A 24,764-nucleotide genomic window follows, 5' to 3' on the forward strand; every position below is an offset into this window, starting at 1 on the left:
GTGACATGGGAGGGCGGATGTTATAATGTATCGATCCCCGCCGCGCTACCCCCAAACCGCCCGATGCCGCATCACCACCCGAATAACCTGCTGGACCGCGTCGGCGCGACCGGTTCGCTGCTGTGCGCGATCCACTGCGCGCTGACCCCGCTGCTGCTGGCAGGCCTGCCGGCGCTGGGCCTGTCGCTGTGGTTCGACGACGGGGTGGAATGGGCGCTGGTGTCCTTCGTCAGCCTGCTCGGCCTGTTCAGCCTGGGATGGAGCTACCGCCGGCACCGGGCGCTGCAGGCCCTGGGCCTGCTGGTGCCCGGACTGGCCGCCCTGTGGACCGCACTGCTGTATGCCCCGCTGCACGAATCGGTGGTTCCGCACGCGGTGGCGATGACCTTCGGCGGCACCCTGGTCGGCGTGGCCCACCTGCTGAACCTGCGGCTCAACCATGGACACGTTCATGACGCCAGCTGCGCCCATTGAGCGCGCATGCTAGGCTTGCCGGCCTGTCGCGCGCCGCGCGCCGCATACGTCATTTGAATCAAGGAGTTGAAGAATGGGCAAGGGTGACCGCAAGACCGCCAAGGGCAAGCGCTACAACGCCAGCTACGGCAATGCGCGCCGCCACGGGGGCACCCGTGTCGCCGCCGGCTCGGCCGCGCCGGCGGCCAAGAAGACCGTCGTGAAGAAGGCTGTTGCCAAGAAGTCGGTGGCCAAGGCTGGCTGATCCGGTCCCTGCCGGAAGCAATACTCCCGGAACGCGGCGCCTGGCGCCGCGTTTCGCGTTTCGCGTTTCAGGGGTGACGCATCGAAGCGTCGGTCAGTAAAGCTGGCGTCCGCCGCTCCAGGCCGAAGCGGCGAGGTTGCCGCCCAGCCAGTAGCAAAGCTCGGCTGGCGCCTTCGCGTTCCACAGCACGAAGTCCGCGCGCAGTCCTTCGGCCAGGCGGCCGCGATCATCCAGGCCCAGGGCGCGCGCCGCATGCTGCGTGGCGCCGCGCAGCGCTTCCTCCGGGGTTAGCCGGAAATGGGTGCAGGCCAGTGCCATGGCCAGGCGCAGCGACTGCAGCGGCGAGGTGCCGGGGTTGCAGTCGGTCGCCACCGCCATCGCCACGCCGCTTGCGCGGAAGGCATCCAGTGGCGGCAGCTTCGTCTCGCGCAGCACGTGGAAGGCGCCGGGCAGCAGCACGGCGACCGTGCCGGCACGCGCCATCGCCGCCACGCCCTCGGGCGAGGTGTGCTCGACATGGTCGGCCGACAGTCCGCCGAACTCCGCGACCAGCGCCGCGCCATCGCCGTCGCTGAGCTGGTCGGCATGCAGCTTCACCGGCAGGCCCAGCGCGCGCGCGGCCTCGAACACGCGGCGGGTCTGGGCGGCATCGAAGCCGATCCGCTCGCAGAACGCGTCCACCGCATCGACCAGGCCCTCGGACCGCAACCGTGGCAGCCAGTCGCAGACGGCGTCGATGTAGTCGTCCGGGCGCCCGGCGTATTCCGGGGGCAGGGCGTGCGCGCCGAGGAAGGTGGTGCGGACCTCGATGCCGAGGCTGGCCCCGACCTGGCGCGCCACCTGCAACATGCGCCGCTCGCTGTCGAAATCCAGGCCGTAGCCGGACTTGATCTCCACCGTGGTCACGCCGTCGGCGACCAGCGAACGCGCGCGCGGCAGCGACTGCGCCAGCAGCGATGCCGCATCCGCCCCGCGCGTGGCGCGCACCGTGGACACGATGCCGCCGCCGGCGCGCGCGATCTCCTCGTAGCTGGCGCCGGTCAGGCGCTGCTCGAACTCGCCGGCGCGATCGCCGCCGAACACCAGGTGGGTGTGGCAGTCGACCAGGCCCGGCGTGACCAGGCGCCCGCCGCCCTGCAGCACCTGCGCGGCCAGCGGCCCATCGGAGGCAGGCAGGCCTGCGCGCGGGCCGACGTAGGCGATGCGGCCATCCTTCCAGCCGAGGGCGCCGTCCTCGACCAGGCCGTAGCCCGGGCCGTCCAGCGTGGCCAGGCGCACGTCCAGCAACAGGCCGTCCCAGCGGGGCGGACGGATCATCGGATGCCCTCGCGGGCGCTCGGGATCGTATCGGTCATGGCCAGGATTCTCGCACGCACCCGGCGGGGACGCGGTGCGGGCACAATGCGCACATGCGCGAAAACAACGACTTCGTCCTGGCTGGCATCGCCAACCTGCATTCGCACGCCTTCCAGCGGGCGATGGCCGGACTGGCCGAGCACCGCACCCATCCGCAGGATAGCTTCTGGACCTGGCGCGAGCTGATGTACCGCTTCGCCGAACGCATGGATCCGGACAGCACCTACGCCGTGGCCGCCCAGCTGTACGCGGAGATGCTGGAGGCCGGCTACACGACGGTGTGCGAGTTCCACTACGTGCACCACCAGCCCGATGGCACGCCCTACGCCGATCCGGCGGCGATGTCGCGTGCGCTCATCGCCGCCGCGCGCGACACCGGTATCCGCCTGGCCCTGCTGCCGGTGCTGTACATGGCCGGTGGCTTCGCCGGCGAACCGCTGTCGCCGCGGCAGCAGCGCTTCGCCCACGACGTGGACGGTTTCCTGCGCCTGCTCGAAATGCTGCGCCCGCTGCAGGACGACATGCTGCGGATCGGCTGCGCCTTCCACAGCCTGCGTGCGGTGCCGGAGGACGCCATGCGCGTGGTGCTGGAAGCACTGCCGCAGGACGCGCGCATCCACCTGCATATCGCCGAGCAGGTGCCGGAGGTCGAGGCCAGCCTGGCGGCGCGCGGCGAGCGTCCGGTGCAGTGGCTGCTGCGCCGGTTCCCGGTCGACCGCCGCTGGACCCTGGTCCACGCCACCCACCTGGATGCGGACGAGGTGCGCGGCATCGCCGCCAGCGGCGCGACCGTGGCGATCTGCCCGACCACCGAAGCCAACCTCGGCGACGGCCTGTTCCCGCTGCGCGAGTACCTTGATGCCGGCGGCCGCTGGGGCATCGGCTCGGACTCGCACGGCTCGGTGTCGGCGGTGGAGGAGCTGCGCTGGCTTGAGTACGGGCAGCGCCTGATTGCCCGGCGGCGCAACATCGTCGCCAGCGAGCGCCGCCCACGCGTGGGCGCCAGCCTGCTGGCCGGGGTGGCCGCCAGCGCCGCCGACGCCACCGGCTTCGCGGACAGCTCCGGCGACCTGGTCCTGCTCGATGCGGACGCCGCGCAGCTTGCCGGCGCCACGCAGGACGACCTGGCCGAGCGCTGGCTGTTTGCCGGCAACCGGCCGCTGGTGGCGGAAACCCGGGTGGCCGGGCAGGTACGGGTACGCGGCGGCCGCCATGTGGATGCCGACGCCATCGCCGCCCGCTACCGCAAGGCGATGGCGGGCCTGCTGTCAGGCTGAGCGTCCGCGACCGCTCCGGGGGCGTTCGTCGCCCGCGGGGCCGTGCCCGTCGCACGCCCGCACGCAGGCGTTGCCGATGCCAATGATGGCGTCATCCCGAGAGGCAATGGAGAGCACGACATGAAGCCTGCCGCCCTGGTGGCCCTGGTCCTCGCAGCCGCTCCCGCGCATGCGATGGACGATGCCCGCCTCGCCCAGCTCGTCCGCCAGCGCCTGGATGGCGACCGCACCGGAGCCTGCATGGCCGTGGCCGTGGTCGAGAGGACGCACGTCTCACGCACCTTCCAGTGCGCCGATCCCGCCGAGGCCGGCCGCATCGGCCCCGAGGTAGCCTTCGAGATCGGCTCGGTCAGCAAGACCATGACCGCCGTCCTGCTGGCCGACCTGATCCAGCAGGGCAAGGGTTCGCTGGACGACACCCTGGCCTCGTGGCTGCCTGAGGGCACGAAGGTCCCGGAGTTCCAGGGCCAGCCCATCCTGCTGCGCCACGTGGTGACGCATGCCTCGGGGCTGCCGTCGCTGCCGTCGCGGGGCATGGACCTGGCCCGCATGGACGATCCCTATGCTCGGCTTGATGCGGAGGCCCTGCTGGCCTCGCTGGGCGACGTGCAGCTGGACCACGCACCGGGAAGCCGCTTCGAGTACTCCAACTACGCTTCGATGCTGCTCTCCTATGCGGTTGCGCGCCGCGCCGGTACCGACCTGGAGACCCTGCTGCAGCAGCGCCTCTTCGCGCCGCTGGGGATGGACCACGCCTACATCAACCGCCGCCCGGACGGCGTGCGCGAGGCCAAGGCCCACGGCTCCCACGGCAAGGAGGTGCCGGCATGGCGCTTCGCCACCGACCTCGCAGGCGCCGGTGGCGTGCGTGCCACCCTTGCCGACATGGTCCGCTACGTACAGGGCGGGCTGGCCCTGGACGATACACCTGTTTCGCGGGCGATGGTCATGACCCATGCACCGGTCTCGCAGCCCCCGCCGATGGGCATGAACTGGATGATTGCGCCGGTCGGCAGCCGCAAGCTGCTCGTCCACGACGGCGCCACCGGTGGCTTCTCCTCGCTGGTGATCCTGGACCCGGAGCAGGAGCGCGGCGTCGTGATCCTGTCGGACACGAACTGGATCGCGGTCGGCGGACTGGCCAGCCTGGGCAACCACCTGGCCGAACCGTCGCTGCCGCTGGGCAAGCCTCGCCGGGCGGCCACGCCGCCCGCGGAGCTGCTGCAGGCGCTGGTCGGCGACTACCAGGTGCAGGGCGGAATGAAGATGAGCCTGCGCAGCCGCGACGGGAAGCTGTTCCTGCAGCCGGCAGGCCAGCCCGAATACGAGATGGCCTACGACGATGCCGGCGACTTCCATCCGCGGGATTTCGACGCATTGCTGCGCCCCGATATGCGTTCCGACGGCACGTATGCCTTCACCTGGATGCAGTCCGGCGCCATGCTGCAGGCGACGCGGTTCGGGCCCCGTGCGGACTTCGCGCAGCCGTCGCCTGCCGAGCTGGCCGCCTATGCCGGCACCTATCCGCTGGCGCCCGGCTTCGAGCTGTCGGTGCGCGAGGAGGGCGGCAGGCTGGTGGCGCAGGCCACGGGCCAGGGCGCGTTCCCGATGGAAGCGGTGGCCAAGGACCGGTTCGAGGCTCCGGCATTGATGCTTGAGCTGCACTTCGGTCGTGACCATGACGGCGCGGTCGACGCGCTGGAACTGCACCAGGCCGGCCGCGTGCTGCGCGGCCAGCGCCAGGCTCGGTAACGGGAGACGTCGCCATGGACATGGGTTTCGAACTGCTGGCGCCATTGCTTGCGATGCTCCTGCTGCTGCAGCCGGGGCGCGGGGAGGGGAGGCGTTGATGGATCCGCGGGCAGGGTATTCCTTGCAACAGGTGCTGCCGCCGCAGGTGCTGGTGGGCGGCAACGCGATCTGGAGCCGCTACCAGCAGTACCCGGTCTTCAGCTGGCGCTGGCTGGCTGGTCGCAGCCTGCTGTTCTGCAGCCTGGTCCTGGTGGCAACGGCCCTGATCGGCGTCGCCGTCGCCCTGGCCATGCAGAGCGTGCGGGTCGGCGTCCAGGTCTGGGGCGCGCAGTTCGTCGCCTTCTCGCTGATGGCGATGCTCGGTCCGGCCCTGGCCACCTGGGTACGCCATCGTGGCTGGCCGGGACCGCGCGAGCGCTGGGGCGTGGTCGTCGCCGTGCTGCTGGGCATGGTGCTGAGCTATGGCGTGGACCACGTCGCTTCCGGATACATCAACGAGCTGGTGAAACCGCGCCTGGCCTCGCTCGGCACGACGCCGCCCAAGGTCGAGCTCGGCACCGTGGCCAGGGCGCTGCTGCTCGCGGTCAACCTGGCGGTGCTGGCGGTGATCTACGGACTGTTCGGCGGCGGCCTGGCGCTGCGCGCCTACTTCAGCGAGCGGCGCCGCTGGGAAGCACACCGGCATGCGGGCGAGCTGGCCGAGATGGCCACCCGCGCACGCGAGGCGGACATGCGCCTGGGGGTGCTGCAGGCCCAGGTCGAGCCCCACTTCCTGTTCAACACCCTGGCGTCCGTGCGCGCGCTGGTACGCCAGGATCCTGCCCAGGCCGAGGCCACCCTGGATGCGCTGGTGGCCTTCCTGCGCGCGACAATCCCGCGTATGCGCGACGGGCAGGGCATGGTCTCCACCCTCGGCCAGCAGCTGGACATCTGCGCCAGCTACCTGGCGCTGATGGAGGTGCGCATGGGCGGACGGCTCTCGTGGACGGCGCGGGTCGACGCGGCGCTGCGCGAGCTGCCGTTCCCGCCGGCCCTGCTGATCACCCTGGTCGAGAACGCGATCAAGCCCGGCATCGAGCCCCGGCCTGGTCCGGGCCGGGTCGAGATCACCGCCGCTCGCGAGGGTGCACGACTGGTGGTGCGGGTGGGCGACGACGGCGCCGGCCTGCAGCCGGGCGTGGGTGGCGGCATGGGCCTGGCCAACGTGCGCGAGCAGCTGGTCCAGCGTTTCGGTGGGCAGGCCTCGCTGCGCCTGCAGGCCGCAGCAGGGGGCGGGGTGGTGGCGCGGATCGACGTGGCCTTCGCCGCGTTGCAGGAGGCGGCACGGAAGGAGGCATCGCGATGACCATGGGCAGGTTGACCGGCCTGGTGGCCGAGGACGAAGCGCCGCAGCGACGGGCGCTGGTGGAGCAGCTCCAGCAGGTCTGGCCGGCGCTGGAGCTGGTGGCGGTCTGCGACGATGGCGAGGCCGCGCTGCAAGCGGTGGCCGAGCACAGGCCCGTGGTGTCCTTCCTCGATATCCGCATGCCCGGCGCCAATGGCCTGGACGTCGCCCGCGCGGTGGCCGGCCACGGTGGCCTGGTGGTGTTCACCACCGCCTACGACGACTACGCCGTGCGCGCCTTCGAGGCGGGCGCGGCCGACTACCTGCTCAAGCCCGTGCAGCCGCAGAGGCTGGAACAGGCGGTGGCGCGGCTGAGGCAGCGGCTGGAGGAGCGCGCCGCCGGCGGCGGCCCCGATCTCCAGGTGCTGCTGGACGAACTGGACGCGCGCCTGCGCCCGCGTGGCGACCAGCTGATCCGCTGGATCACCGCCAGCGTGGGCGAGAGCGTGCGCATGATCGGCATCGACGAGGTCCTGTTCTTCCAGGCCCAGGACAAGTACGTGCGGGTGGCCACGGCCGATGGTGACGCCGTGATCCGCACGCCGTTGAAGGAGCTGCTGGCGGGGCTGGATCCGGACACCTTCTGGCAGGTGCACCGCGGCGCGGTGGTGCGGGTGTCGGCGATCGACCGGCTTGTGCGCAACGAACTTGGCCGGCACAGCCTCAAGCTCAGGGAGCATCCGGATTCGCTGCCGGTCAGCGGTGCGTTCCTGCACCGCTTCCGCGGGATGTAGCGTGGAAAGCCGGCGGCGGCATGGCTGCCGCGCCGGGATCGCTGATCAGGGCGATCAGAACAGCAGCGACGCCATCTTCCGGCGGTACTGGCCGACCAGGTCCTCGTCCTCGACCACGCGGAAGGCGTCGATCAGCGCCTTCTTCGCCAGACCGTCCTCGTAGTTGCGGTCGCGGCGCAGCAGTTCGAGCAGGTTTTCCAGGCCCGGGGCCGAGTCGCCGGCGACCAGCTGGTGGACGGCCAGCAGGTGGCGCGCGCGATGGTCGTCAGGATTGGCGGACAGGGCCTGTTCCAGCGCCGCCGGCGGCGGGGCTTCCCTGAGCAGGCCGGCGAAGCCCAGGCGCGCGCGGGCACGCACGGCGCGGTCGTCGGTGGCGAGGTTGGCCGGCAGGGCGTCGAGCAGCTGCCCGGCTTCGGCCGCGGCGCCGGTGCGCAGCAGGGCCAGGGCCAGGTCCAGCTTCAGTTCCTCCTTCTCCGGCTCGGCCTGCACGGCCTGGCGCAGGCGCACGACTTCCTCGTGCGGATCCAGCGGCGCGGCCCCGGCTTCGGCCACTTCGGCGCCGGCCTGCGGCTCGATGCCGTGCTGCTGCAGGAACTGGCGCAGCTGGCCTTCCGGCAGCGCGCCCTGGAAGGCGTCCACCGGCTGCCCGCCGACCAGCAGGAACACGGTCGGCACCGAGCGGATCTGGAACGCCGCGGCGATCTGCTGCTGCTGGTCCACGTCGACCTTGGCCAGCACGAAGGCGCCGCCGTATTCGCCGGCCAGCTTCTCCAGGATCGGGCCCAGCGACTTGCACGGGCCGCACCAGGTCGCCCAGAAGTCCACCAGCACCGGCGTCTGCAGCGATTTCTGCAGGACTTCGGTCTCGAAGTTCTCGGTGGTGACGTCGAAGACGTGGGGAAGGTTGGACATGGAGGGTTCCGGTTGCGGTGTGTAGGCGCCAGATGGAGCCGGGGGGCGCAGCTTACAAGCGGATGTAAGGTCCAGTTGACATTGCTGCGGGCGAAAGTAAGGTTCGGCTTACTTTGCGTAAAGCGTAAGTTACCTCTCGCGCCAGGACCTCAGGTTGGAGCACAGGAATGGATAGCCGCACCGTTTTCGGTTCGGCGGGCAGGGACGGGCATGGGCCTGGTCCGCTCGCCGTCGGCGCGCGCGCCCGCGCGGTACTGCGCCGGCGCGACCGCCGATGACGACGGGAACGACGCCGGTCGGCAACGAGATCCGGCGCCTGCGCTTCGAGCGCGGGGAGATGACCCAGCAGGCGCTGGCCGATGCCTGCGGCGTGACCCGGCAGACGATCATCGCGCTGGAAGCCGGGCGTTACGCGCCGTCGCTGGAACTGGCCTTCCGCATCGCCCGCGCCTTCGGGGTGGCGGTCGAGGATGTCTTCCACTGGAGAGGGCCATGAGCCGCAACCCGTCCGGCCTGCTGGCCATGGCCATCGCCGTCGCCAGCCTGGTGATCGCCAGCCTGGTGGGCGGCATGGCGGTGGAAGGCTATTCCCACCTTTTGCATCCCCTGGCCTGGCTCGGGGCCCGGCAGTGGGGTTCGGCCGGGACCCTGTTCGGCGTGTTCGGTTTCGTCGTGCCAGGGCTGGCGGCAGCCTGGGTCGCGCTGGGCCTGCGCTCTGACCTGCCACGGGCCGCAGGCTGGCCGGCCCGCATCGGCGCCCAGCTGGCGCTGCTGGCGGCGCTGGCATTCGCCGCGCAGGGCCTGCTGCCGCTGGACCTCGAGGGTGAGGAGGGTGGCGCCAGCCGCTGGCATGCGCTGGCCTGGCTGTCCTGGGCGCTGGCCTTCCCGCTGGGTGGCCTGGGCCTTGCGCTGGGCCTCTGCCGGGAGGCAGGCGCCAGGGCGCTGGCCTGGGTCGGGGGCGTGACCGCGGTCGTGGTGCTGGCGGGCGCCTTCTTCGCCGGCGGCTGGATCGGGCCAGCCCTGTCCCAGCGCCTGGCCACCGCCGCCTGGCTGGCCTGGTCCTGCTACGTGGCGGTGGCCTCCCGGCGCGGCTGATCCGGGTGCAGGGCGTCAGCCGTGCCGGATCTTCAGCGCCAGGATCAGCGCCGCCAGCACCAGGGTGACGATGTTGGACAGGATCATGGGCCACGAACCCAGCACGATCCCGTAGGCAAGCCAGAAGCACAGGCCCACGGTAAAGATCACGTACATCCCCAGCGAGATGCCGCGGGTGTCGCGGCTGCGCAACGTCTTGAGCGCCTGCGGCACGAAGGCCGCGGTGGTCAGGGTCGCGGCGACGAAGCCCAGCCAGTGGCCGCTCACAGGCGGTCCTCCGCCGCCGACGCCGGGGCGCGCCGGACACGCGGCTGCATGAATACGCAGGACATGCCGTCGGGGCGGCAGGGCAGGGGCGTGGAGCGCATGGCGGTTCCTTCGCGCAGGTCGGATCGATGGTAGCCGCAGGGGAGGCCGGAACGGCTCCCGGCCCGTAACCGCGGGGGCTGCCGGTGGAGCCGGATGCTGCGCTGCGGTACCCTTGCGGACTTTGCCGCAGCCGCCGCGACCTGCAAATGTCCGCCGTCCCCGAAAACGTCTCCGCCTACGATCCCAAGCCGGTCGAAACCGCCGCCCAGGCCTTCTGGGAGTCGACCCGTGCCTTCGAGGTGGACGAGTCCTCCGACAAGCCGAAGTACTACTGCCTGTCGATGCTGCCGTACCCGTCCGGTGCATTGCACATGGGCCACGTGCGCAACTACACCATCGGCGACGTGATCAGCCGCTACAAGCGCATGACCGGCCACAACGTGCTGCAGCCGATGGGCTGGGACGCGTTCGGCCTGCCGGCCGAGAACGCGGCGATCAAGAACAAGGTCGCGCCGGCCAAGTGGACGTACAAGAACATCGAGCACATGCGCTCGCAGCTGAAGTCGCTGGGCTACGCCATCGACTGGTCGCGCGAGTTCGCCACCTGCACGCCCGAGTACTACGTGCACGAGCAGCGCATGTTCGTGCGCCTGATGCGCAAGGGCCTGGCCTACCGCAAGAACGCGGTGGTCAACTGGGATCCGGTCGACCAGACCGTGCTGGCCAACGAGCAGGTGATCGACGGGCGCGGCTGGCGTTCAGGCGCCCTGGTCGAGAAGCGCGAGATCCCGCAGTGGTTCCTGCGCATCACCGACTACGCCCAGGAGCTGCTTGACGGCCTGGACGAGCTGCCGGGCTGGCCGGATTCGGTCAAGACCATGCAGCGCAACTGGATCGGCCGCTCCGAGGGCCTGGAAATCCAGTTCGAGGTGGTCGACGCCGCGGGCGCGGCGCTGGAGCCGATCCGCGTGTTCACCACCCGCCCGGACACGCTGATGGGCGTGACCTTCGTTTCCATCGCCGGCGAGCATCCGCTGGCGCTCAAGGCCGCCGCCTCGAAGCCGGAGCTGGCCGCGTTCCTGGAAGAGCTCAAGCGCGGCGGCGTGTCCGAGGCCGAGCTGGAAACCCAGGAGAAGCGCGGCATGGATACCGGCCTGAAGGCCGTGCATCCGGTGACCGGCGAGCAGGTGCCGATCTGGGTCGCCAACTTCGTGCTGATGGGCTACGGCACCGGCGCGGTCATGGCCGTGCCCGGCCACGACCAGCGCGACTTCGAGTTCGCCGGCAAGTACGGCCTGCCCAAGGTGCAGGTGATCCGCCTGAAGTCCCCGCGCAACGAGGACGAGCAGAGCTGGGATGCCGATACCTGGCGCGACTGGTATGGCGACAAGTCCCGCGAGGACCTGGAGCTGGTCAACTCCGGCGAGTTCGACGGCCTGGACTACCGCGGCGCGTTCGAGGCCCTGGCCGAGCGCTTCGAGCGCCAGGGCCGCGGCCAGCGCCGGGTGAACTACCGCCTGCGCGACTGGGGCGTGAGCCGTCAGCGCTACTGGGGTTGCCCGATCCCGGTGATCTACTGCGACAAGTGCGGCGCGGTGCCGGTGCCGGAGGACCAGCTGCCGGTGGTGCTGCCGGAGGACGTGGAGTTCAGCGGCACCGGTTCGCCGATCAAGACCGACCCCGAGTGGCGCAAGTGCACCTGCCCCGAGTGCGGCGCCGACGCCGAGCGCGAGACCGACACCTTCGACACCTTCATGGAGTCGAGCTGGTACTACGCGCGCTACACCTCGCCCAAGGCGCGGGAGATGGTCGACAAGCGCGGCAACTACTGGCTGCCGGTGGACCAGTACATCGGTGGCATCGAGCACGCGATCCTGCACCTGATGTACTTCCGCTTCTACCACAAGCTCCTGCGCGACGCGCGGCTGGTGGACAGCGACGAGCCGGCGCTGAACCTGCTCACCCAGGGCATGGTCATCGCCGAGACCTACTACCGCCAGAACCCGGACGGTTCCAAGGACTGGATCAACCCGGCCGACGTGGACGTGCAGCGCGACGAGCGCGGCCGCGTCACCGGCGCGGTGCTGCGCGCCGATGGCCAGCCGGTGCTGGTCGGCGCTACCGAGAAGATGTCCAAGTCGAAGAACAACGGCGTGGACCCGCAGGCGATGGTCGACAAGTACGGCGCCGACACCGTGCGCCTGCTCTCGATGTTCGCCGCGCCGCCGGAGCAGGCGCTGGAGTGGAACGAGGCCGGCGTCGACGGCATGGCGCGCTTCCTGCGCCGGCTGTGGAACCAGGTGCAGAAGCACGCCGCCGAGGGCGCCGCCCCGGCGCTGGACGTGGCCGCCCTGGACGCGGGACAGAAGGCGCTGCGCCGCAAGACCCACGAGACCATCGCCAAGGTCAACGACGACTACGGCAAGCGCTACAGCTTCAACACCGCCATCGCCGCGGTGATGGAGCTGCTCAACGCGGTCTCGAAGTTCGACGACGCCAGCGACCAGGGGCGCGCCGTGCGCCAGGAGGCGCTGGAGGCGGCGGTGCTGCTGCTCAACCCGATCACCCCGCACGCCAGCCACGCCCTGTGGCAGGTGCTGGGCCACGAGCAGGCGCTGCTGGAGGACGTGCCGTTCCCGAAGGCCGATCCGGCCGCGCTGGTGCGCGACGCGGTGACCCTGGCCGTGCAGGTCAACGGCAAGCTGCGCGGCACCATCGAGGTCGCCGCCGATGCCCCGCGCGACCAAATCGAGGCGCTGGCCAAGGCCGAGCCGAACGCGGCCCGGTACCTGGAAGGCCTGACCGTGCGCAAGGTCATCGTGGTGCCGGGGAAGATCGTCAACATCGTCGCCGCGTAGCGGCGCCGATGGTGGCGGCGCGCGGGCGGCCGAGGCCGCCCGCGACCCAAGGCTCCCTGCTGGGCCCCGCGTGCGCCTTCCATGCCTCCGTCCCGCCGGCCGCCATGCGCGGACAGCCCCCCGGCCTGGGGGCGCCAACGTCGGGTTCCTGTCCGGCGTCCGTCGGCGCGAGGACCTCGAGCCCACGCCCTGGGCTTCGATCCCCCCAACCGCGCTGCGTGCGGATCCGCCCCCGGCTTGGGGAGGGCGGATCGCAGGCCCGGCGGGCGTCCTTCGAGGGGCTTGGATCGCCAGCACCCGGTGTGCGCGGACGGGGGCACGGGATCCGCTGCTTCAGCCCCGCCTTCCCGTCCCGCCTACTGCGATGTCGCTCGCTGGTGGCGCCGCCACTCTCAACCGGCGTTCACGGTGGATCGGTCAGGCTGCGCGCCTGTTGCCGCCTGCGCCTGCCTCGTCCAGACTTCCGCCCATGATCCGAATCGCGTCGTCGCCCGCACGGGTGCTGGTCCTTCTTTCCGTCCTGGCCCTGGCCGGTTGCGGTTTCCACCTGCGCGACCGGATCGCGCTGCCGAGCGACGCGCCGCCGGTGCGGGTGCTTTCCAGTACGCCCTACAGCACCCTGGTGACCCTGCTGGAGCGCAACCTGCGCAACGCCGGGGCCAAGCTCGCCGAGGAGGACGGGGAAGGCAAATACCCCGAGGACGTGCTGCGCCTGGAGGTCCTGTCCGAGCGCTGGGGCGACCTGCCGATCGCCATCGACCAGGCCGGTCGTGCCCAGGAGTTCTCGCTGCGCTACGCAACGGTGTTCACCGCCGTGCTGTCCGACGGCACCGTGCTGGTGCCGCAGCAGTCGGTCGAGCTGGCGCGCGACTATGTCTCGCCGCCGCAGGACGCCACCGGCACCAGCACCGAACGCGAGATCCTGGCCGAAGAGCTTCGTCGCGAAATGGCGGCCTCGATCCTGCGCCGGCTCGACAGCGTGGTGCGCGCCGATCCGTCGCGTGCGCGTCCTTCCCACCCCGTGCCGGATGCGCCCGGGGTGCCCGCCATCGATGCGACCGGCGTGCCCGGAGCGCAGGACACGCCGGAAGTGCCGGAAACTCCGGCGGAAATCCCGCAAGCCGGGGAGTCGTGAGCCCGATGCACGCAGGCCGGGGCCGATGGAGCTGAAACCCGACCAGCTGGTCGCCCAGGTGGCGAACCAGCCGCTGCAGCCTGTCTACCTGGTCGCCGGACCGGAAACCCTGCACGTACTGGAAGCCGCCGACGCGGTGCGCGCCCGCGCGCGCGCCGAGGGCGCCGAGCGGGAGGTGTTCGAGGCCGAGGGACGCGAGCCGGACTGGGACGCGCTGTCGGCGAGTTTCGACGCGCCGGGGCTGTTCGCCCCGCGCCGCCTGCTGGAACTGCGCCTGCCCAACGGCAAGCCAGGCAAGACCGGGTCGGAAGTGATCATGGCCTTCTGCGCCAACCCGCCTCCGGACGTGACCCTGCTGGTCGTGGCCAACGAATGGAGCAAGGCGCACCAGGGCAAGTGGTACGAAGCGGTGGCCAAGCGCGGCGTGGTTTCGATCGCGTGGGCGCTGAAGCCGCATGAACTGCCGGGCTGGATCGAGCGCCGGCTGCGCGACCGCGGCCTGCGTGCCAGCCCGGAGGCGGTGCAGGGCCTGGCCGAACGGGTCGAAGGCAACCTGCTTGCCGCCGCCCAGGAAATCGACAAGCTGGCCCTGCTGGCGCCCGGCGCCACCCTGGACCTGGCGACGATGGAATCGCTGGTGGCCGATGCCGCCCGCTACGACGTCTTCCGCCTGGTGGAGACCGCGCTTTCCGGACAGGCCGCGCAGGTGCGCCGGATGCTGGCCGGCCTGCGTGCCGAAGGCGAGCAGGTGGCAGGACTGATGCCGGTGGTGATCCGCGAACTGCTGCGCGCCGCCGCGCTGGCGCGGGCGCAGGCGCGCGGAGCCAACCTCGCCGCGGAAATGAAGTCGCAGGGCCTGTGGGAAGCACGCCAGGCGCCGTTCAAGCGTGCCCTGCAGCGGCATGCCACGCCGCTGCGCTGGAACCGCTTCGCCGCCTACGCCTCGCGCGTGGACCGCGCCGCCAAGGGCCGCGCCGCCGGCGATCCCTGGCTGCTGCTGGAGCGGCTGCTGCTGGCGATCGCCGACACGCCGGCCACCCGGTTGCTTGCCAACGCCGGCTGAGCAGGGCCCCCATGCTCCGGCTCTGGTACGGCGGCACCTTCGATCCGGTCCACCAGGGCCACCTGGCCATCGCCCGCGCCGCGGCCGACCTCTTCGGCGTGCCGGTGGACCTGGTTCCCGCCGCCGATCCACCGCATCGCGCCCCGCCGGGGGCGAACGCGCACCATCGCGCGCGCATGCTCGACGTGGCCGCGGCCGGCGACCCGCGCCTGCGCGTGGACCGGCGCGAACTGCAGCGCAGCGGCCCCTCCTGGACGGTCGATACCCTGCGCGAACTGCGCGCGTTGCACGGCGAAGAAGCGCCGCTGGCCCTGCTGCTGGGCGCCGACAGCTTCCGCTCGCTGCCGCAATGGCACCAGTGGCGGCGGATCCTCCCGCTGGCACACCTGGTGGTCGCCAGCCGTGGCGACGAACCCGTCGACCAGGACCTGCCGCCGGACCTGGCGGCCGAAGTCGTGGGCCGCTGGTGTGACTCGCCGGCCGCGCTGTCGGACGCACCGGCCGGGCGCGTGTTCGCGCTGCACCAGCCGCTGCGCCCGGAATCGGCCAGCGCCGTGCGCGCGGCCCTCGCCGCCGGCGACGCGCGCTGGCGGGAGCTCGTGCCCCCGGCGGTTGCCGGCTACATCCTCCACCATGGCCTGTACGGCACAGGCGGCGTCGACGCGACGTGACGGGTGGCGGGCGCCGCCGCCGGTATAATCCGCAACCCATGCCGGCCCGCCGGCCATCAGAGACCGAGTCCTCCTTGAGCAACCAGGCCCACGTCATCAAGCCCCGGCTTCCCGAGCCGCCCCCCTCTGCCGACAAGCTGCTGGCTGCCGTGCGCGCGGCAGTGGAGGAGATCAAGGCCAAGGACGTCGTGGAGATCGACGTGCGCGGCAAGACCAGCGTGGCCGACCACCTGGTGATCGCCTCGGGCACCTCGACCCGCCACGTCAAGTCGATCGCCGACGAAGTGGTGAAATTCGCCAAGAACCTGGGCGCGATGCCGCTGGGCGTGGAAGGCGAGCGCGAGGCCGAGTGGGTGCTGGTCGACCTGGGCGACGTGATCGTCCACGTCATGTTGCCGCGCGTGCGCGAGTTCTACGCACTGGAGCGGCTGTGGAGCGTCGGCGACCAGCAGCCCTACGCGGACGAAGGCATCGACGAGGCCGGCTGAGCCGCCTGCACGCGCCGCGCCCTCCGGGTGGCGGCGCGGCTTCGCCAGGAAAGGCCGCGCAGTGCGCGGCCTTTTCCGTTTCCGCGTCCTGGATGCGTCGGCGATGGCCAGGCGGCGGTGGCGCAGGCCGCGCGTATCATGTGGCGATGAAGGCACGACTGATCGCGACCGGCGAGCGCGCACCGTCCTGGGTGGCCGAAGGCTTCGCCGAATACCGCAAGCGGCTCTCGCGCTGGATGCCGCTGGAGCTGGTCGAAGTGGAACCCGGCCTGCGCGGCAAGGGGCGCGACCCGCAGCGCGCGATCGAGGATGAAGGCCGGCGCGTGCTGGCCGCGCTGCCGAAGAGCGCCCATGTCATCGCCCTGGACGTGCCGGGTCGGCCATGGTCTTCCGAGCAGCTGGCCGCGCGCATGGAGCACTGGCGCCAGCAGGGCCGCGACCTGGCCTTCCTGATCGGCGGGCCGGAAGGGCATGCGCCGGAGGTCAAGGCGATCGCCGCCGAGTCCTGGTCGCTGGGGCCGCTGACCCTGCCGCACATGCTGGTACGGCTGGTGGTGGCCGAGCAGCTGTACCGCGCGGCGGCGATGCTGGCCAACCATCCCTACCACCGCGCCTGAGCCGCGCATCCGGGGAAAAAAGCAGCGGCCGGCATGCGCCGGCCGCTGTCCACCTCACTGCAAACCGAAATCGATCGGCACCAGGCCCCAGGCCTGGACCGCCTGCCCATCGCGCATGGCCGGCTGGAAGCGCCAGCGCTGCTTCACCTGCCGCACCGCCTCGCGGTCCAGCGAGCGGTGGCCGCTGCTGCGCTCCACGCCGACCTCGAGCGGACGCCCGTCCACGTCCACCAGGACCCTCAGCAACACCCGGCCTTCGATCCCGGCACGCAGGGCGTCGCGCGGATAGGGCGGGGGCGGCGCCACGTCCAGGCGCAGCGTCGCGCCCTGCAACGGACCGGAGGCCGGTGCGATATCGGAGGCCACCGGGCCGGTACCGGTCGCCGGTTCGGCGGGCAGGCTGCCCTGGTCGACGATCGCCGGCTGCACGGGCGTCGCCACGGGCGCGGGGATCGCCGGCCGTGCCGGAAGCGGAGCAGCTTTCGGCTGCTGCACCGGTTGCGGCGGCAGCGGCGGGGCCGGGGGCACCTGGCGCACGTGCCAGCGTTCGACCCGGCGTTCCTCCCGGGCATCGGGCAGCGGACCACCCGCAAGCGGCAGCAGCAGGAGCAGCAGGGCCAGGAAATGCAGGCCGATCGCGAAGCCGATGGCCAGCACGCGCTGGAAGTCCAGGCGCGGGACATCGGTCGGCAACGTACGAACCATGGTCCACCTCCATGTCATGGGTGACGGAACTGGAAACGCACGGTCAGGGCAGCCGGGGTTGGACTGCGATGGCCGAGTCCACGGTGCCGCGTTGCCGGGCCAGGTTGCAACAGGAAAAACCGCCACTACGACCAAGGTCGGAGTGGGGGAAGCGCGGGAGTGGCCGCGCAGGCGGGCGAGGGTGGAGGGCCGCGCCCGGGCCTGGCGCCGGGTGCGGGGGCGACAGCCCGGCGTGGCCGGGCTGTCGCCGGTCATGCCGGGCCGGTACTCAGCGGCCCAGTTCGAACACCACGTCCAGCGCGACAGAGACGCTGCTCTCGCCGGGAGCGACCGGGGTGCTGTCGTAGGCCTCGGTCTTCATCATCGCCATGCGCGGCATCGGCGCCGGCATCCCCGCGCCGCCCTCGCCGATGCTGACGATCCGGCGCACGCGCAGCCCCAGGGCCTTGGCATACGTTTCCGCGCGCGCCTGGGCCAGCTTCAGCGCGTCGATCCGGGCCTTGTCGTACAGCGGCTCGGGCTTGTCGATGCCGAAGCTGGGGCCGTTGATCTGGTTGGCGCCGTTGGCGACCAGCGCGTCCAGCACCTTGCCGATCCTGGCCACCTCGCGCAGCTTCACGCTGACGGTGTTGCTGGCCTGGTAGCCGGTGATCGCCGGCGCCTGGTTCTCGACGTAGCGGTACTGCGGATGCAGGTTGACGCCGCTGGTCTGGATGTCGCGCTCGGCCACGCCGGCGGCCTTGAGCGCGGCCAGCACCCGGTTCATCTGCTCGGCGTTCTGGCGCATGGCGGCGTTGCCGTCGCTGGCCTGGGTGACCACGCCGGCGGAAACGGTGGCGATGTCCGGGGCCTGGCTGGCCTCGGCCTGGGCCTGGACCGACAGCAAGGTGGCGTCGGCGGGGATCGGCGGGACCGCGCCCTGCTGCGCGACCGCCGGAGCGGCGACGGCGAAGGCCAGCGGAAGGGACAGCAGGGAAGCGAAGAGGCTGCGCATGCGTTCTGGATCTCCTTGGAATGGGCCCGTGGCCCGGCCGGGTGAAGACGGCGGCAGGGTCCGGTTGTACGCATGAACGCGCGGTGAGCCATGCCGGGGTCGAGGCGCGCCCGGTCGTCGCCGGACCCCGTTCAGCCGGCAGCCGCGGGTTATCCTTCCCGCCATGCTCTATCTGGCTTCCAAGTCCCCGCGCCGGGCCGAACTGCTCGACCGCCTGGGCCTGTCCTACCGCCTGCTCGACGTCGACGTACCCGAGGTGCGCGCCCCGGACGAGGCCGCGGCCGACTACGTGCTGCGCGTGGCCCGTGACAAGGCCGCCGCCGGCTGGGCGCAGGTCGCCGGCGAAGCCGGAGCGCAGGTGCTCGGCGCCGATACCGAGGTGGTGCTGGACGGGGAGGTATTCGGCAAGCCCGCCGACGCCGCCGACGCCGCGGCCATGCTGCGGCGCCTGTCCGGGCGCACCCACCAGGTGCTGTCGGCGGTGGTGGTCCACGACGCCTCCGGGGTGCGCTCGGTGCTGTCGGACACGCAGGTGCGCTTCGCGCCGCTGGACGAGCCCACGATCGCCGCCTATGTCGCCACCGGCGAGCCGATGGGCAAGGCGGGCGCCTACGGCATCCAGGGGCGCGCCGGGGCCTTCGTCGAACACCTGGCCGGGAGCTATTCGGGGGTGATGGGCCTGCCCCTGCACGAGACCGCGCGGCTGCTGGCCGCCGCACACGCGACCACGACCGGCGCCAGCGCCGCGATGGCGGGATAAGGAGCGCATGTCCGAGGAGATCCTGGTCAACGTCACCCCGCGCGAGACCCGCGTGGCCGTGGTCGAGAACGGCATGCTGCAGGAGCTGCACATCGAGCGCGGCTGGCGCCGCGGCGTGGTGGGCAACATCTACAAGGGGCGGGGGCAGCGGGTGATGCCGGGCATGCAGGCGGCCTTCGTCGAGGTGGGACTGGAACGCGCCGCGTTCCTGCACGCCAACGACGTGGTGCGCCCGGCGCCGGTGGACGCCGGCCTGTCCGACGACACGCCACCGCAGCCGCTGGCATCGGCCTCGATCGTGGAGCTGCTGCGCGACGGCCAGGAAATCGTGGTCCAGGTGGTCAAGGACCCGATCGGCACCAAGGGCGCGCGCCTGACCACCCAGATCAGCATCCCCAGCCGCTACCTGGTGCTGCTGCCGCAGTCGCGCACCGTGGGCGTGTCGGCGCGGATCGAGGACGAGGCCGAGCGCCAGCGCCTGAAGACCATCGTCTCCGACCTGGCCGCCAGCCACGGCGGCCATGGCTACATCATCCGCACCAATGCCGAGGGCCAGCCGGCCGAGGCCCTGGCCGAGGACATCGCCTACCTGTCGCGGGTGTGGAACGTGGTCGAGCGCCGCGGCCGCGAGGCGCCGGCGGGCACGATCATCTACGAGGACCTGAGCCTGCCGCTGCGTTCGGTGCGTGACCTGATCCGCAAGGACGTGGAGAAGGTGCGGGTCGATTCGCGCGACACCTACGACCGGCTGCAGGCCTTCGTCGCCAAGTACATGCCGGTACTGGCCGAGAAGCTGGAGCTGTATTCCGGCGACCGCCCGATCTTCGACCTGTACGGGGTCGAGGACGAGATCGGCCGCGCCCTGGACAAGCAGGTTCCGCTGAAGTCCGGCGGCTACCTGGTCATCGACCAGACCGAGGCGATGACCACCATCGACGTCAACACCGGCTCGTTCCTCGGCCAGCGCAACCTCGAGGAGACGGTGTACCGCACCAACCTGGAGGCCGCGCAGGCGGTGGCCCGCCAGCTGCGCCTGCGCAACCTGGGCGGGATCATCATCATCGACTTCATCGACATGACCGATCCGGAGCACCGCCGCCAGGTGCTGCGCACGCTGGAGAAGTCGCTGGCGCGCGACCACGCCAAGACCACGGTGTACGACTTCTCGCCGCTGGGCCTGGTCGAGATGACCCGCAAGCGCACGGTCGAGAGCCTGGAGCGGCAGCTGTCGGAGACCTGCCCGCAGTGCGGCGGCCGTGGTTCGGTGAAGACCGCCGAGACCGTGACCTACGAGATCTTCCGCGAGATCACCCGCGCCGTGCGCCAGTTCGAGGCCGCGCGCCTGCTGGTGATCGCCTCGCCCAAGGTGGTGGCGCGGATCACCGAGGAGGAGTCGGCCGCGGTGGCCGAGCTGGAGGAGTTCCTCGGCAAGACCATCCGCTTCCAGGCGGACGAGCAGTACCTGCAGGAGCAGTTCGATGTGGTCCTGCTCTGAGGCGCAGGCCACAGGGACGAACGCAGCCAGGACGGCACGCGGCACGGCAACGGCACTGGCGCCGTGCGTGCCGTCGCGCGCGTGCGCCAGTCCCACGCGCCGCCGCCGATGACCGTATCGCTGCGCCACCGCCTGCGCCATGCCCGCCGCTGGACCGGGTATTCGGTTGCCGTCGCCCTGATCGCGGTGGCGCTGGCGGTGGGCGCGGCGAGCCAGCTGCTGCCGCTGGTCGAGCGCCATCCCGAACGCGTGGCCGCCTGGCTGAGCGAGAAGGCCGGGCGGCCGGTCGCGTTCGACCAGGTACGCACGCGCTGGACCCGGCGTGGACCGTTGCTGCAGCTCGACGGACTGCGCATCGGCGGTGGCGCCGATCCGGATGCCGGCGGCGTGCAGGTCGGCCAGGCCGAGGTGCTGGTGTCGATGTACGCCGGCCTGCTGCCCGGCCGTTCGTTCACCGAGCTGCGCCTGCGTGGCCCGGCGCTGACCCTGCGCCGCGAGGACGACGGCCGCTGGGCAATCCGCGGCCTGCCGCTGGCCGAAGGCGCGCCCCAGGCCGATCCCCTGCAGTACCTGGAAGGCCTGGGCGAGCTGCAGGTGATCGGTGGCCGGATGGTGGTGGAGGCGCCGCAGGTCGGCCTGAGGCTGCGCATCCCGCGCATCGACCTGCGCCTGCGCGTCGGCAGCGGGCGGGTCGATGCCGGCGCCCGCGGCTGGATGGACGTGGATGGCAGGCCGCTGTCGCTGGCCCTGGAATTCGACCGCGGCAGCGGCAATGGCCGCGCCTGGCTGGACCTGGACGCGCCGCGGCTTTCCGAATGGGCGCCCTTGCTGGAGCAGGCGGGGATTACCCCGCAGGCCGGCAGCGGCCGCGTGCAGGCCTGGGCCGAACTGCGCGGCCGCCGCGTGGTGCTCGCGACCACCCAGTTCGACCTGCGCGGGCTGGAGCTGGCCGGCGCGCCGCTGCAGGGGCGGGAACGGCCGCACCAGCGCGGGGACGGCCTCTCGGGCCGCCTGACCTGGCGCGTGCAGGCCGGCGGCTGGCGCCTGGACGCCCCGCAGCTGCACCTGGACATGCCCGCCGGCACGCACCATCTGGACGGGCTGTTGCTGGCCGGGGGGCAGCGCTACGCGCTGGCGGTGGACGACCTGGAGCTGGCGCCGCTGCTGGCGCTGGCGGCGCTCTCGGACCGGCTGCCGGACGCGCGCCGCGCCTGGCTGCTGGACGCCGCGCCGCGCGCGCGCCTGACCGGGCTGCAGCTGGCCGGCGAACGCGGCGGCGCGATGCGCGTGCAGGGACGCCTGGAGGGTGTCGGCTTCGCGGCGATCGGCCGCGCGCCGGGAATGGAGGGGCTGGCCGGCGCCTTCGAGGGCGATGCCAGCGGCATCCACCTGGCGCTGGACCGTGCCACCCCGCTGCGCTTCGACTGGCCCGGCGGCTTCGGCGTGCCCCACGAGGTGCGCCTGGACGGCCACCTGATGGCCTGGCGCGAAGGCGCCGGCTGGCAGGTGGGCACGCCCGACCTGGCCATCCGCGCCAGCGATTACGGTGCCCGTGTGCGCGGCGGCCTGCATTTCCAGGGCGACGGCACGCGTCCGTGGATGGACGTGGCCGCCGAACTGGACGACGCGGCGGTGCCGGCGGCCAAGAAGTTCTGGCTGCGGCAGTCGATGCCGCCGGCCGCGGTGCAGTGGCTGGACATGGCGCTGGAGGACGGCCTCGTGCGCGGGGGCCGGGCGGTGGTTGCCGGCGACCTGGACGACTGGCCCTTCGTGCACAACAACGGCCTGTTCGATGCGCGCGGCCGGATCGAGGGTGGCCGCTTCCGTTTCCAGGAAGCGTGGCCCGCGCTGGAGTCGACCCAGGCCGACGTGGCCTTCGTCGGCAACGGCTTCCAGGTGCGCGGCAGCGGCGAGCTGGGCGGCGTGCCGGTGGAGCGGTTCGAGGCCGGCATCGCCGACTACGGCGATGCGCCGCTGCTGGTGCGCGCGGCCGCGCGCGCGGACGCCGGCCGCTTCGTCGAACTGCTGCGCGCCAGTCCGCTCCACGACACCCAGGGCGAGACCCTCGACAACCTGCAGGCGTCCGGCCCGGCGCGGGCCACGTTCACGCTCAACCAGCCGCTCAGGGACGGCCAGCCCGGACGCCTGTCCGGCACCGTGGACCTGGCCGGCACGCGCCTGGTGGAACGGCGCTGGGACCTGGCCTTCGACGCGGTGCGCGGGCAGATCCGCTACGACGGCAATGGCTTTTCCGCCGGCGACCTGGCGGTGTCGTGGGAGGGCCAGCCCGGGCGCCTGTCCCTGCGTGCCGGACATGGGCACGTACAGGACCCGGCGCAGGCGTTCGAGGCCGGACTGACGGCGCCGATGGATGCTTCCCGGCTCCTCGCCCGCGCCCCGGAACTGGACTGGATGCGGCCCTACGTCCACGGCCGTTCGGAATGGACCCTGGGCCTGGTGGTGCCGGCGGCGGCCCCGGCAGGCTCGCCGTCGGCGCGACTGCGGCTGGATTCGCAACTGGCGGGCACCACGCTGGCCTTCCCGGCGCCGCTGGCCAAGCCGGCGGCCGGCATCCTCCCCACCCGGGTGCAGCTGGGCCTGCCGTTCGGCAGCGGCCCGATCGACCTGGCCTTCGGCGAGCGCCTCGCCCTGCGTGCCCGCCAGGCCAACGGCGCCACTGGCGTCCAGGTGACCCTGGGCAGCGCCACCGTGGATGCGGAACCGCCATCGAGCGGCATGGCCATCGGCGGGCGCACCGCCGACCTGGATGCGCTGGAGTGGATCGGCCTGGCACGCGGCGGTGGCAGTGGCGACCTGCCGCTGCGCCAGGTCGAGGTGCAGGCCGAGCGCCTGCACCTGCTCGGCGGCCAGTTCCCGCAGGCGCGGCTGCGGCTGCAGCCGGTCGCCGGCGCGCTGGCGGTGGAAGTCGATGGTCCGGCCCTGGCTGGCCAGCTGCAGGTTCCGGATGCGAAAGGCGAACCGGGGCAGGGGCGCTTCACGCGCCTGCACTGGCAGCCGGGGCCGGCGCCGGCCGTGCCCGTGGCCGGTCCCGCGCCAGCGGCCACCGCTTCCGTGCCGGCCGACGGGGGCGTGGCCGCCGAGGCGCCGTTGCCTGGCGCGTCCGCGATGCCCGACGGGACAGGCGTGGCCACCCTGCCGGCGCCGCCGTCCGCCGTGGCGGAGGACGGCTTCGATCCGGCCGCGATCCCGCCGCTGTCGCTGGACGTGGACGACCTGCGTTACCGCGGCACCCGCTTCGGCACCGCCCGCCTGCGCACGCGCCCGACCGATGACGGACTGCTGCTGGAAAGCCTGCAGCTGCGCGCGGACTGGCAGCAGGCCGACGTCACCGGCCACTGGACCGGCCGCGGCGAGCTGGCCCGCACGCAGCTGGACATGGACGTGCGCAGCGAGGACATGGGGCGGCTGATGACGGCCCTGGGCTACGCCGACTTCCTGGCCCGCGGCGAGGGCACGCTGCGGTTGCAGGCCGCCTGGCCCGGTTCGCCGGCCGGCTTCCGCCTGGGCGAACTGGAGGGCAGCCTGCGCATCGACGCGCGCAACGGCCAGCTACTGGAAGTCGAGCCGGGCGCCGGCCGCGTGCTGGGCCTGCTCAGCGTGGCCCAGCTCCCGCGCCGGCTGCTGCTGGATTTCCGCGACTTCTTCTCGCGCGGCCTGGCGTTCAACCGGCTCGCCGGCCAGGTCCGGGTGGGCGACGGCGTCGCCGGCACGCCGGACCTGCTGATCGACGGCCCCGCAGCCGAGATCCACATCAGCGGCCGTACCGACCTGGTGGCGCAGCGGTTCGACCAGACCATCGATGTCCAGCCCAAGTCCGGCAACCTGCTGACCGTGGTCGGCGCGGTGGCCGGCGGCCCCGTGGGCGCGGCGGTGGGCGCGGCCGCCAACGCCGTGCTGGGCCGTCCGCTGGGCGGCATCGCCGCGCGCACCTACCACGTCAGCGGTCCGTGGAAGGACCCGAAGGTGGAGGTGGTCGAGCGGGAGCCGGCACAGCCTGCGCCGGTCCCGGCCGGCGCGCCCGCGCGCCCGCGCGAGGCTCCGGAAACCGCCGGGCCGCAGGACGCGCGCTGAGGCCTGCCCAGCCCTTGCGCTGGCGGAAGCGCGCGACCTTGGCGGTTGCCGCAGGTGGCCATGCCGCACCCGCGGCGCCTGTGGAACTGGTGCGGCAGTCCGGGTGCCCGCACTGCCGCACGAGGGCGAAGTCGCCCTCCACCCGCAGCCCCGCCACCTCCCAGGCCCCCGGGCCGGGCAGGGCGGTCGCTGGTTCGCCGCATTCGATCCTGTTCGACATCGGGCATTTCGCCCTGGAAACCATGGTCCGGGGGATCGGCGCGACCATCGTGGACTTCCCGGGGCGCCGCCCCGGCCGCTGGGCAGCGCAGGCGGCGCGTGCGCGGGCCGGCAGGCGCCACGCCCCGCC

General features: G+C 72.3%; 22 protein-coding genes. 17 read left to right on the top strand and 5 right to left on the bottom strand.

Translation table 11 applies throughout. The features are described 5' to 3' along the window. Nucleotides 1-63: 63 nt before the first annotated feature. Entirely contained in the window at nucleotides 64-474 is a 411-nt protein-coding gene (locus CSC68_RS01375) for a MerC domain-containing protein (RefSeq protein ID WP_162201708.1), read from the top strand. A 73-nt stretch (nucleotides 475-547) separates the two neighbouring features. Further along, on the top strand, nucleotides 548-718 hold the full coding sequence (locus CSC68_RS01380) for a 30S ribosomal protein THX (protein WP_162201709.1): 171 nt from the start codon (nucleotides 548-550) through the stop codon (nucleotides 716-718). A gap of 93 nt (nucleotides 719-811) precedes the next feature. On the opposite strand, the gene hutI is transcribed toward CSC68_RS01380, so the two are convergent. After that, nucleotides 812-2,035, bottom strand: coding sequence for an imidazolonepropionase (gene hutI / locus CSC68_RS01385; RefSeq protein ID WP_162201710.1), 1,224 nt, complete (start codon nucleotides 2,033-2,035; stop codon nucleotides 812-814). Between the two features lie 92 nt (nucleotides 2,036-2,127). On the opposite strand from hutI, the gene CSC68_RS01390 reads away from it, so the two are divergent. From CSC68_RS01390 to CSC68_RS01405, 4 genes are all read left to right on the top strand, one after another. Continuing rightward, the gene (locus tag CSC68_RS01390) at nucleotides 2,128-3,351 is read left to right on the top strand and encodes a formimidoylglutamate deiminase (protein WP_162201711.1); all 1,224 of its coding nucleotides are present in this window, start codon (nucleotides 2,128-2,130) and stop codon (nucleotides 3,349-3,351) included. Between the two features lie 120 nt (nucleotides 3,352-3,471). Continuing rightward, a complete protein-coding gene (locus tag CSC68_RS01395; RefSeq protein WP_162201712.1) occupies nucleotides 3,472-5,103 on the top strand; it encodes a serine hydrolase in 1,632 nt (543 codons plus the stop codon). A gap of 97 nt (nucleotides 5,104-5,200) precedes the next feature. Continuing rightward, nucleotides 5,201-6,448 (top strand): sensor histidine kinase, encoded by a 1,248-nt coding sequence (locus CSC68_RS01400; protein ID WP_162201713.1) that lies wholly within the window; start codon nucleotides 5,201-5,203, stop codon nucleotides 6,446-6,448. Next, nucleotides 6,445-7,221: a LytR/AlgR family response regulator transcription factor gene (locus CSC68_RS01405; protein ID WP_162201714.1), complete on the top strand. Its 777-nt coding sequence runs from the start codon at nucleotides 6,445-6,447 to the stop codon at nucleotides 7,219-7,221. The genes CSC68_RS01400 and CSC68_RS01405 overlap by 4 nt, the downstream gene beginning before the upstream one ends. A 54-nt stretch (nucleotides 7,222-7,275) precedes the next feature. Here the strand turns inward: CSC68_RS01405 and trxA are convergent, their stop codons facing one another. Next, on the bottom strand, nucleotides 7,276-8,133 hold the full coding sequence (gene trxA, locus CSC68_RS01410; protein WP_162201715.1) for a thioredoxin: 858 nt from the start codon (nucleotides 8,131-8,133) through the stop codon (nucleotides 7,276-7,278). 274 nt (nucleotides 8,134-8,407) lie between these two features. Here trxA and CSC68_RS01415 point away from each other — a divergent pair, with 274 nt between their 5' ends. Both CSC68_RS01415 and CSC68_RS01420 read left to right on the top strand, forming a co-directional pair. Then, on the top strand, nucleotides 8,408-8,629 hold the full coding sequence (locus CSC68_RS01415) for a helix-turn-helix transcriptional regulator (protein WP_162201716.1): 222 nt from the start codon (nucleotides 8,408-8,410) through the stop codon (nucleotides 8,627-8,629). Beyond that, nucleotides 8,626-9,228 (top strand): DUF998 domain-containing protein, encoded by a 603-nt coding sequence (locus CSC68_RS01420; protein WP_162201717.1) that lies wholly within the window; start codon nucleotides 8,626-8,628, stop codon nucleotides 9,226-9,228. The genes CSC68_RS01415 and CSC68_RS01420 overlap by 4 nt, the downstream gene beginning before the upstream one ends. 15 nt (nucleotides 9,229-9,243) lie before the next feature. Here the strand turns inward: CSC68_RS01420 and CSC68_RS01425 are convergent, their stop codons facing one another. After that, nucleotides 9,244-9,495, bottom strand: a complete 252-nt coding sequence (locus CSC68_RS01425) for a SemiSWEET transporter (protein WP_162201718.1) — start codon at nucleotides 9,493-9,495, stop codon at nucleotides 9,244-9,246. Between the two features lie 248 nt (nucleotides 9,496-9,743). On the opposite strand from CSC68_RS01425, the gene leuS reads away from it, so the two are divergent. The 6 genes from leuS (at nucleotide 9,744) to rlmH (ending at nucleotide 16,369) form a co-directional block, all read left to right on the top strand. Beyond that, complete coding sequence (gene leuS / locus CSC68_RS01430; RefSeq protein ID WP_162201719.1) at nucleotides 9,744-12,395, top strand: leucine--tRNA ligase; 2,652 nt, start codon at nucleotides 9,744-9,746, stop codon at nucleotides 12,393-12,395. Nucleotides 12,396-12,864: 469 nt separating this feature from the next. Then, the gene (locus CSC68_RS01435; protein ID WP_246193408.1) at nucleotides 12,865-13,530 is read left to right on the top strand and encodes an LPS-assembly lipoprotein LptE; all 666 of its coding nucleotides are present in this window, start codon (nucleotides 12,865-12,867) and stop codon (nucleotides 13,528-13,530) included. Between the two features lie 25 nt (nucleotides 13,531-13,555). Further along, a complete protein-coding gene (holA, locus tag CSC68_RS01440; protein ID WP_162201720.1) occupies nucleotides 13,556-14,593 on the top strand; it encodes a DNA polymerase III subunit delta in 1,038 nt (345 codons plus the stop codon). An 11-nt stretch (nucleotides 14,594-14,604) separates the two neighbouring features. Next, nucleotides 14,605-15,264, top strand: coding sequence for a nicotinate-nucleotide adenylyltransferase (gene nadD, locus CSC68_RS01445; RefSeq protein ID WP_162201721.1), 660 nt, complete (start codon nucleotides 14,605-14,607; stop codon nucleotides 15,262-15,264). A gap of 74 nt (nucleotides 15,265-15,338) precedes the next feature. Then, a complete protein-coding gene (gene rsfS / locus CSC68_RS01450) occupies nucleotides 15,339-15,752 on the top strand; it encodes a ribosome silencing factor (RefSeq protein ID WP_162201722.1) in 414 nt (137 codons plus the stop codon). A gap of 146 nt (nucleotides 15,753-15,898) precedes the next feature. After that, nucleotides 15,899-16,369 (top strand): 23S rRNA (pseudouridine(1915)-N(3))-methyltransferase RlmH, encoded by a 471-nt coding sequence (gene rlmH / locus CSC68_RS01455; RefSeq protein WP_162201723.1) that lies wholly within the window; start codon nucleotides 15,899-15,901, stop codon nucleotides 16,367-16,369. 54 nt (nucleotides 16,370-16,423) lie between these two features. Here rlmH and CSC68_RS01460 read toward each other — a convergent pair whose 3' ends face one another. Both CSC68_RS01460 and CSC68_RS01465 read right to left on the bottom strand, forming a co-directional pair. Next, nucleotides 16,424-17,074: an energy transducer TonB gene (locus tag CSC68_RS01460; protein WP_162201724.1), complete on the bottom strand. Its 651-nt coding sequence runs from the start codon at nucleotides 17,072-17,074 to the stop codon at nucleotides 16,424-16,426. Between the two features lie 268 nt (nucleotides 17,075-17,342). Then, a complete protein-coding gene (locus CSC68_RS01465) occupies nucleotides 17,343-18,068 on the bottom strand; it encodes an SIMPL domain-containing protein (RefSeq protein ID WP_162201725.1) in 726 nt (241 codons plus the stop codon). A gap of 163 nt (nucleotides 18,069-18,231) precedes the next feature. Between CSC68_RS01465 and CSC68_RS01470 the strand changes: the two genes are divergently transcribed. The 3 genes from CSC68_RS01470 to CSC68_RS01480 all read left to right on the top strand — a co-directional run bounded on the left by CSC68_RS01470 (nucleotide 18,232) and on the right by CSC68_RS01480 (nucleotide 24,415). Continuing rightward, nucleotides 18,232-18,828, top strand: a complete 597-nt coding sequence (locus CSC68_RS01470) for a Maf family protein (protein ID WP_162201726.1) — start codon at nucleotides 18,232-18,234, stop codon at nucleotides 18,826-18,828. A 7-nt stretch (nucleotides 18,829-18,835) separates the two neighbouring features. After that, nucleotides 18,836-20,323: a ribonuclease G gene (gene rng, locus CSC68_RS01475; RefSeq protein WP_162201727.1), complete on the top strand. Its 1,488-nt coding sequence runs from the start codon at nucleotides 18,836-18,838 to the stop codon at nucleotides 20,321-20,323. A gap of 108 nt (nucleotides 20,324-20,431) precedes the next feature. Continuing rightward, nucleotides 20,432-24,415 carry a YhdP family protein gene (locus CSC68_RS01480; RefSeq protein ID WP_162201782.1) on the top strand — a complete coding sequence of 1,328 codons (3,984 nt, stop codon included), beginning with the start codon at nucleotides 20,432-20,434 and terminating at the stop codon, nucleotides 24,413-24,415. Nucleotides 24,416-24,764 lie beyond the last annotated feature (349 nt).

The sequence above is a fragment of the Pseudoxanthomonas suwonensis genome, from assembly GCF_010093235.1.
Classification (GTDB): domain Bacteria; phylum Pseudomonadota; class Gammaproteobacteria; order Xanthomonadales; family Xanthomonadaceae; genus Pseudoxanthomonas; species Pseudoxanthomonas suwonensis.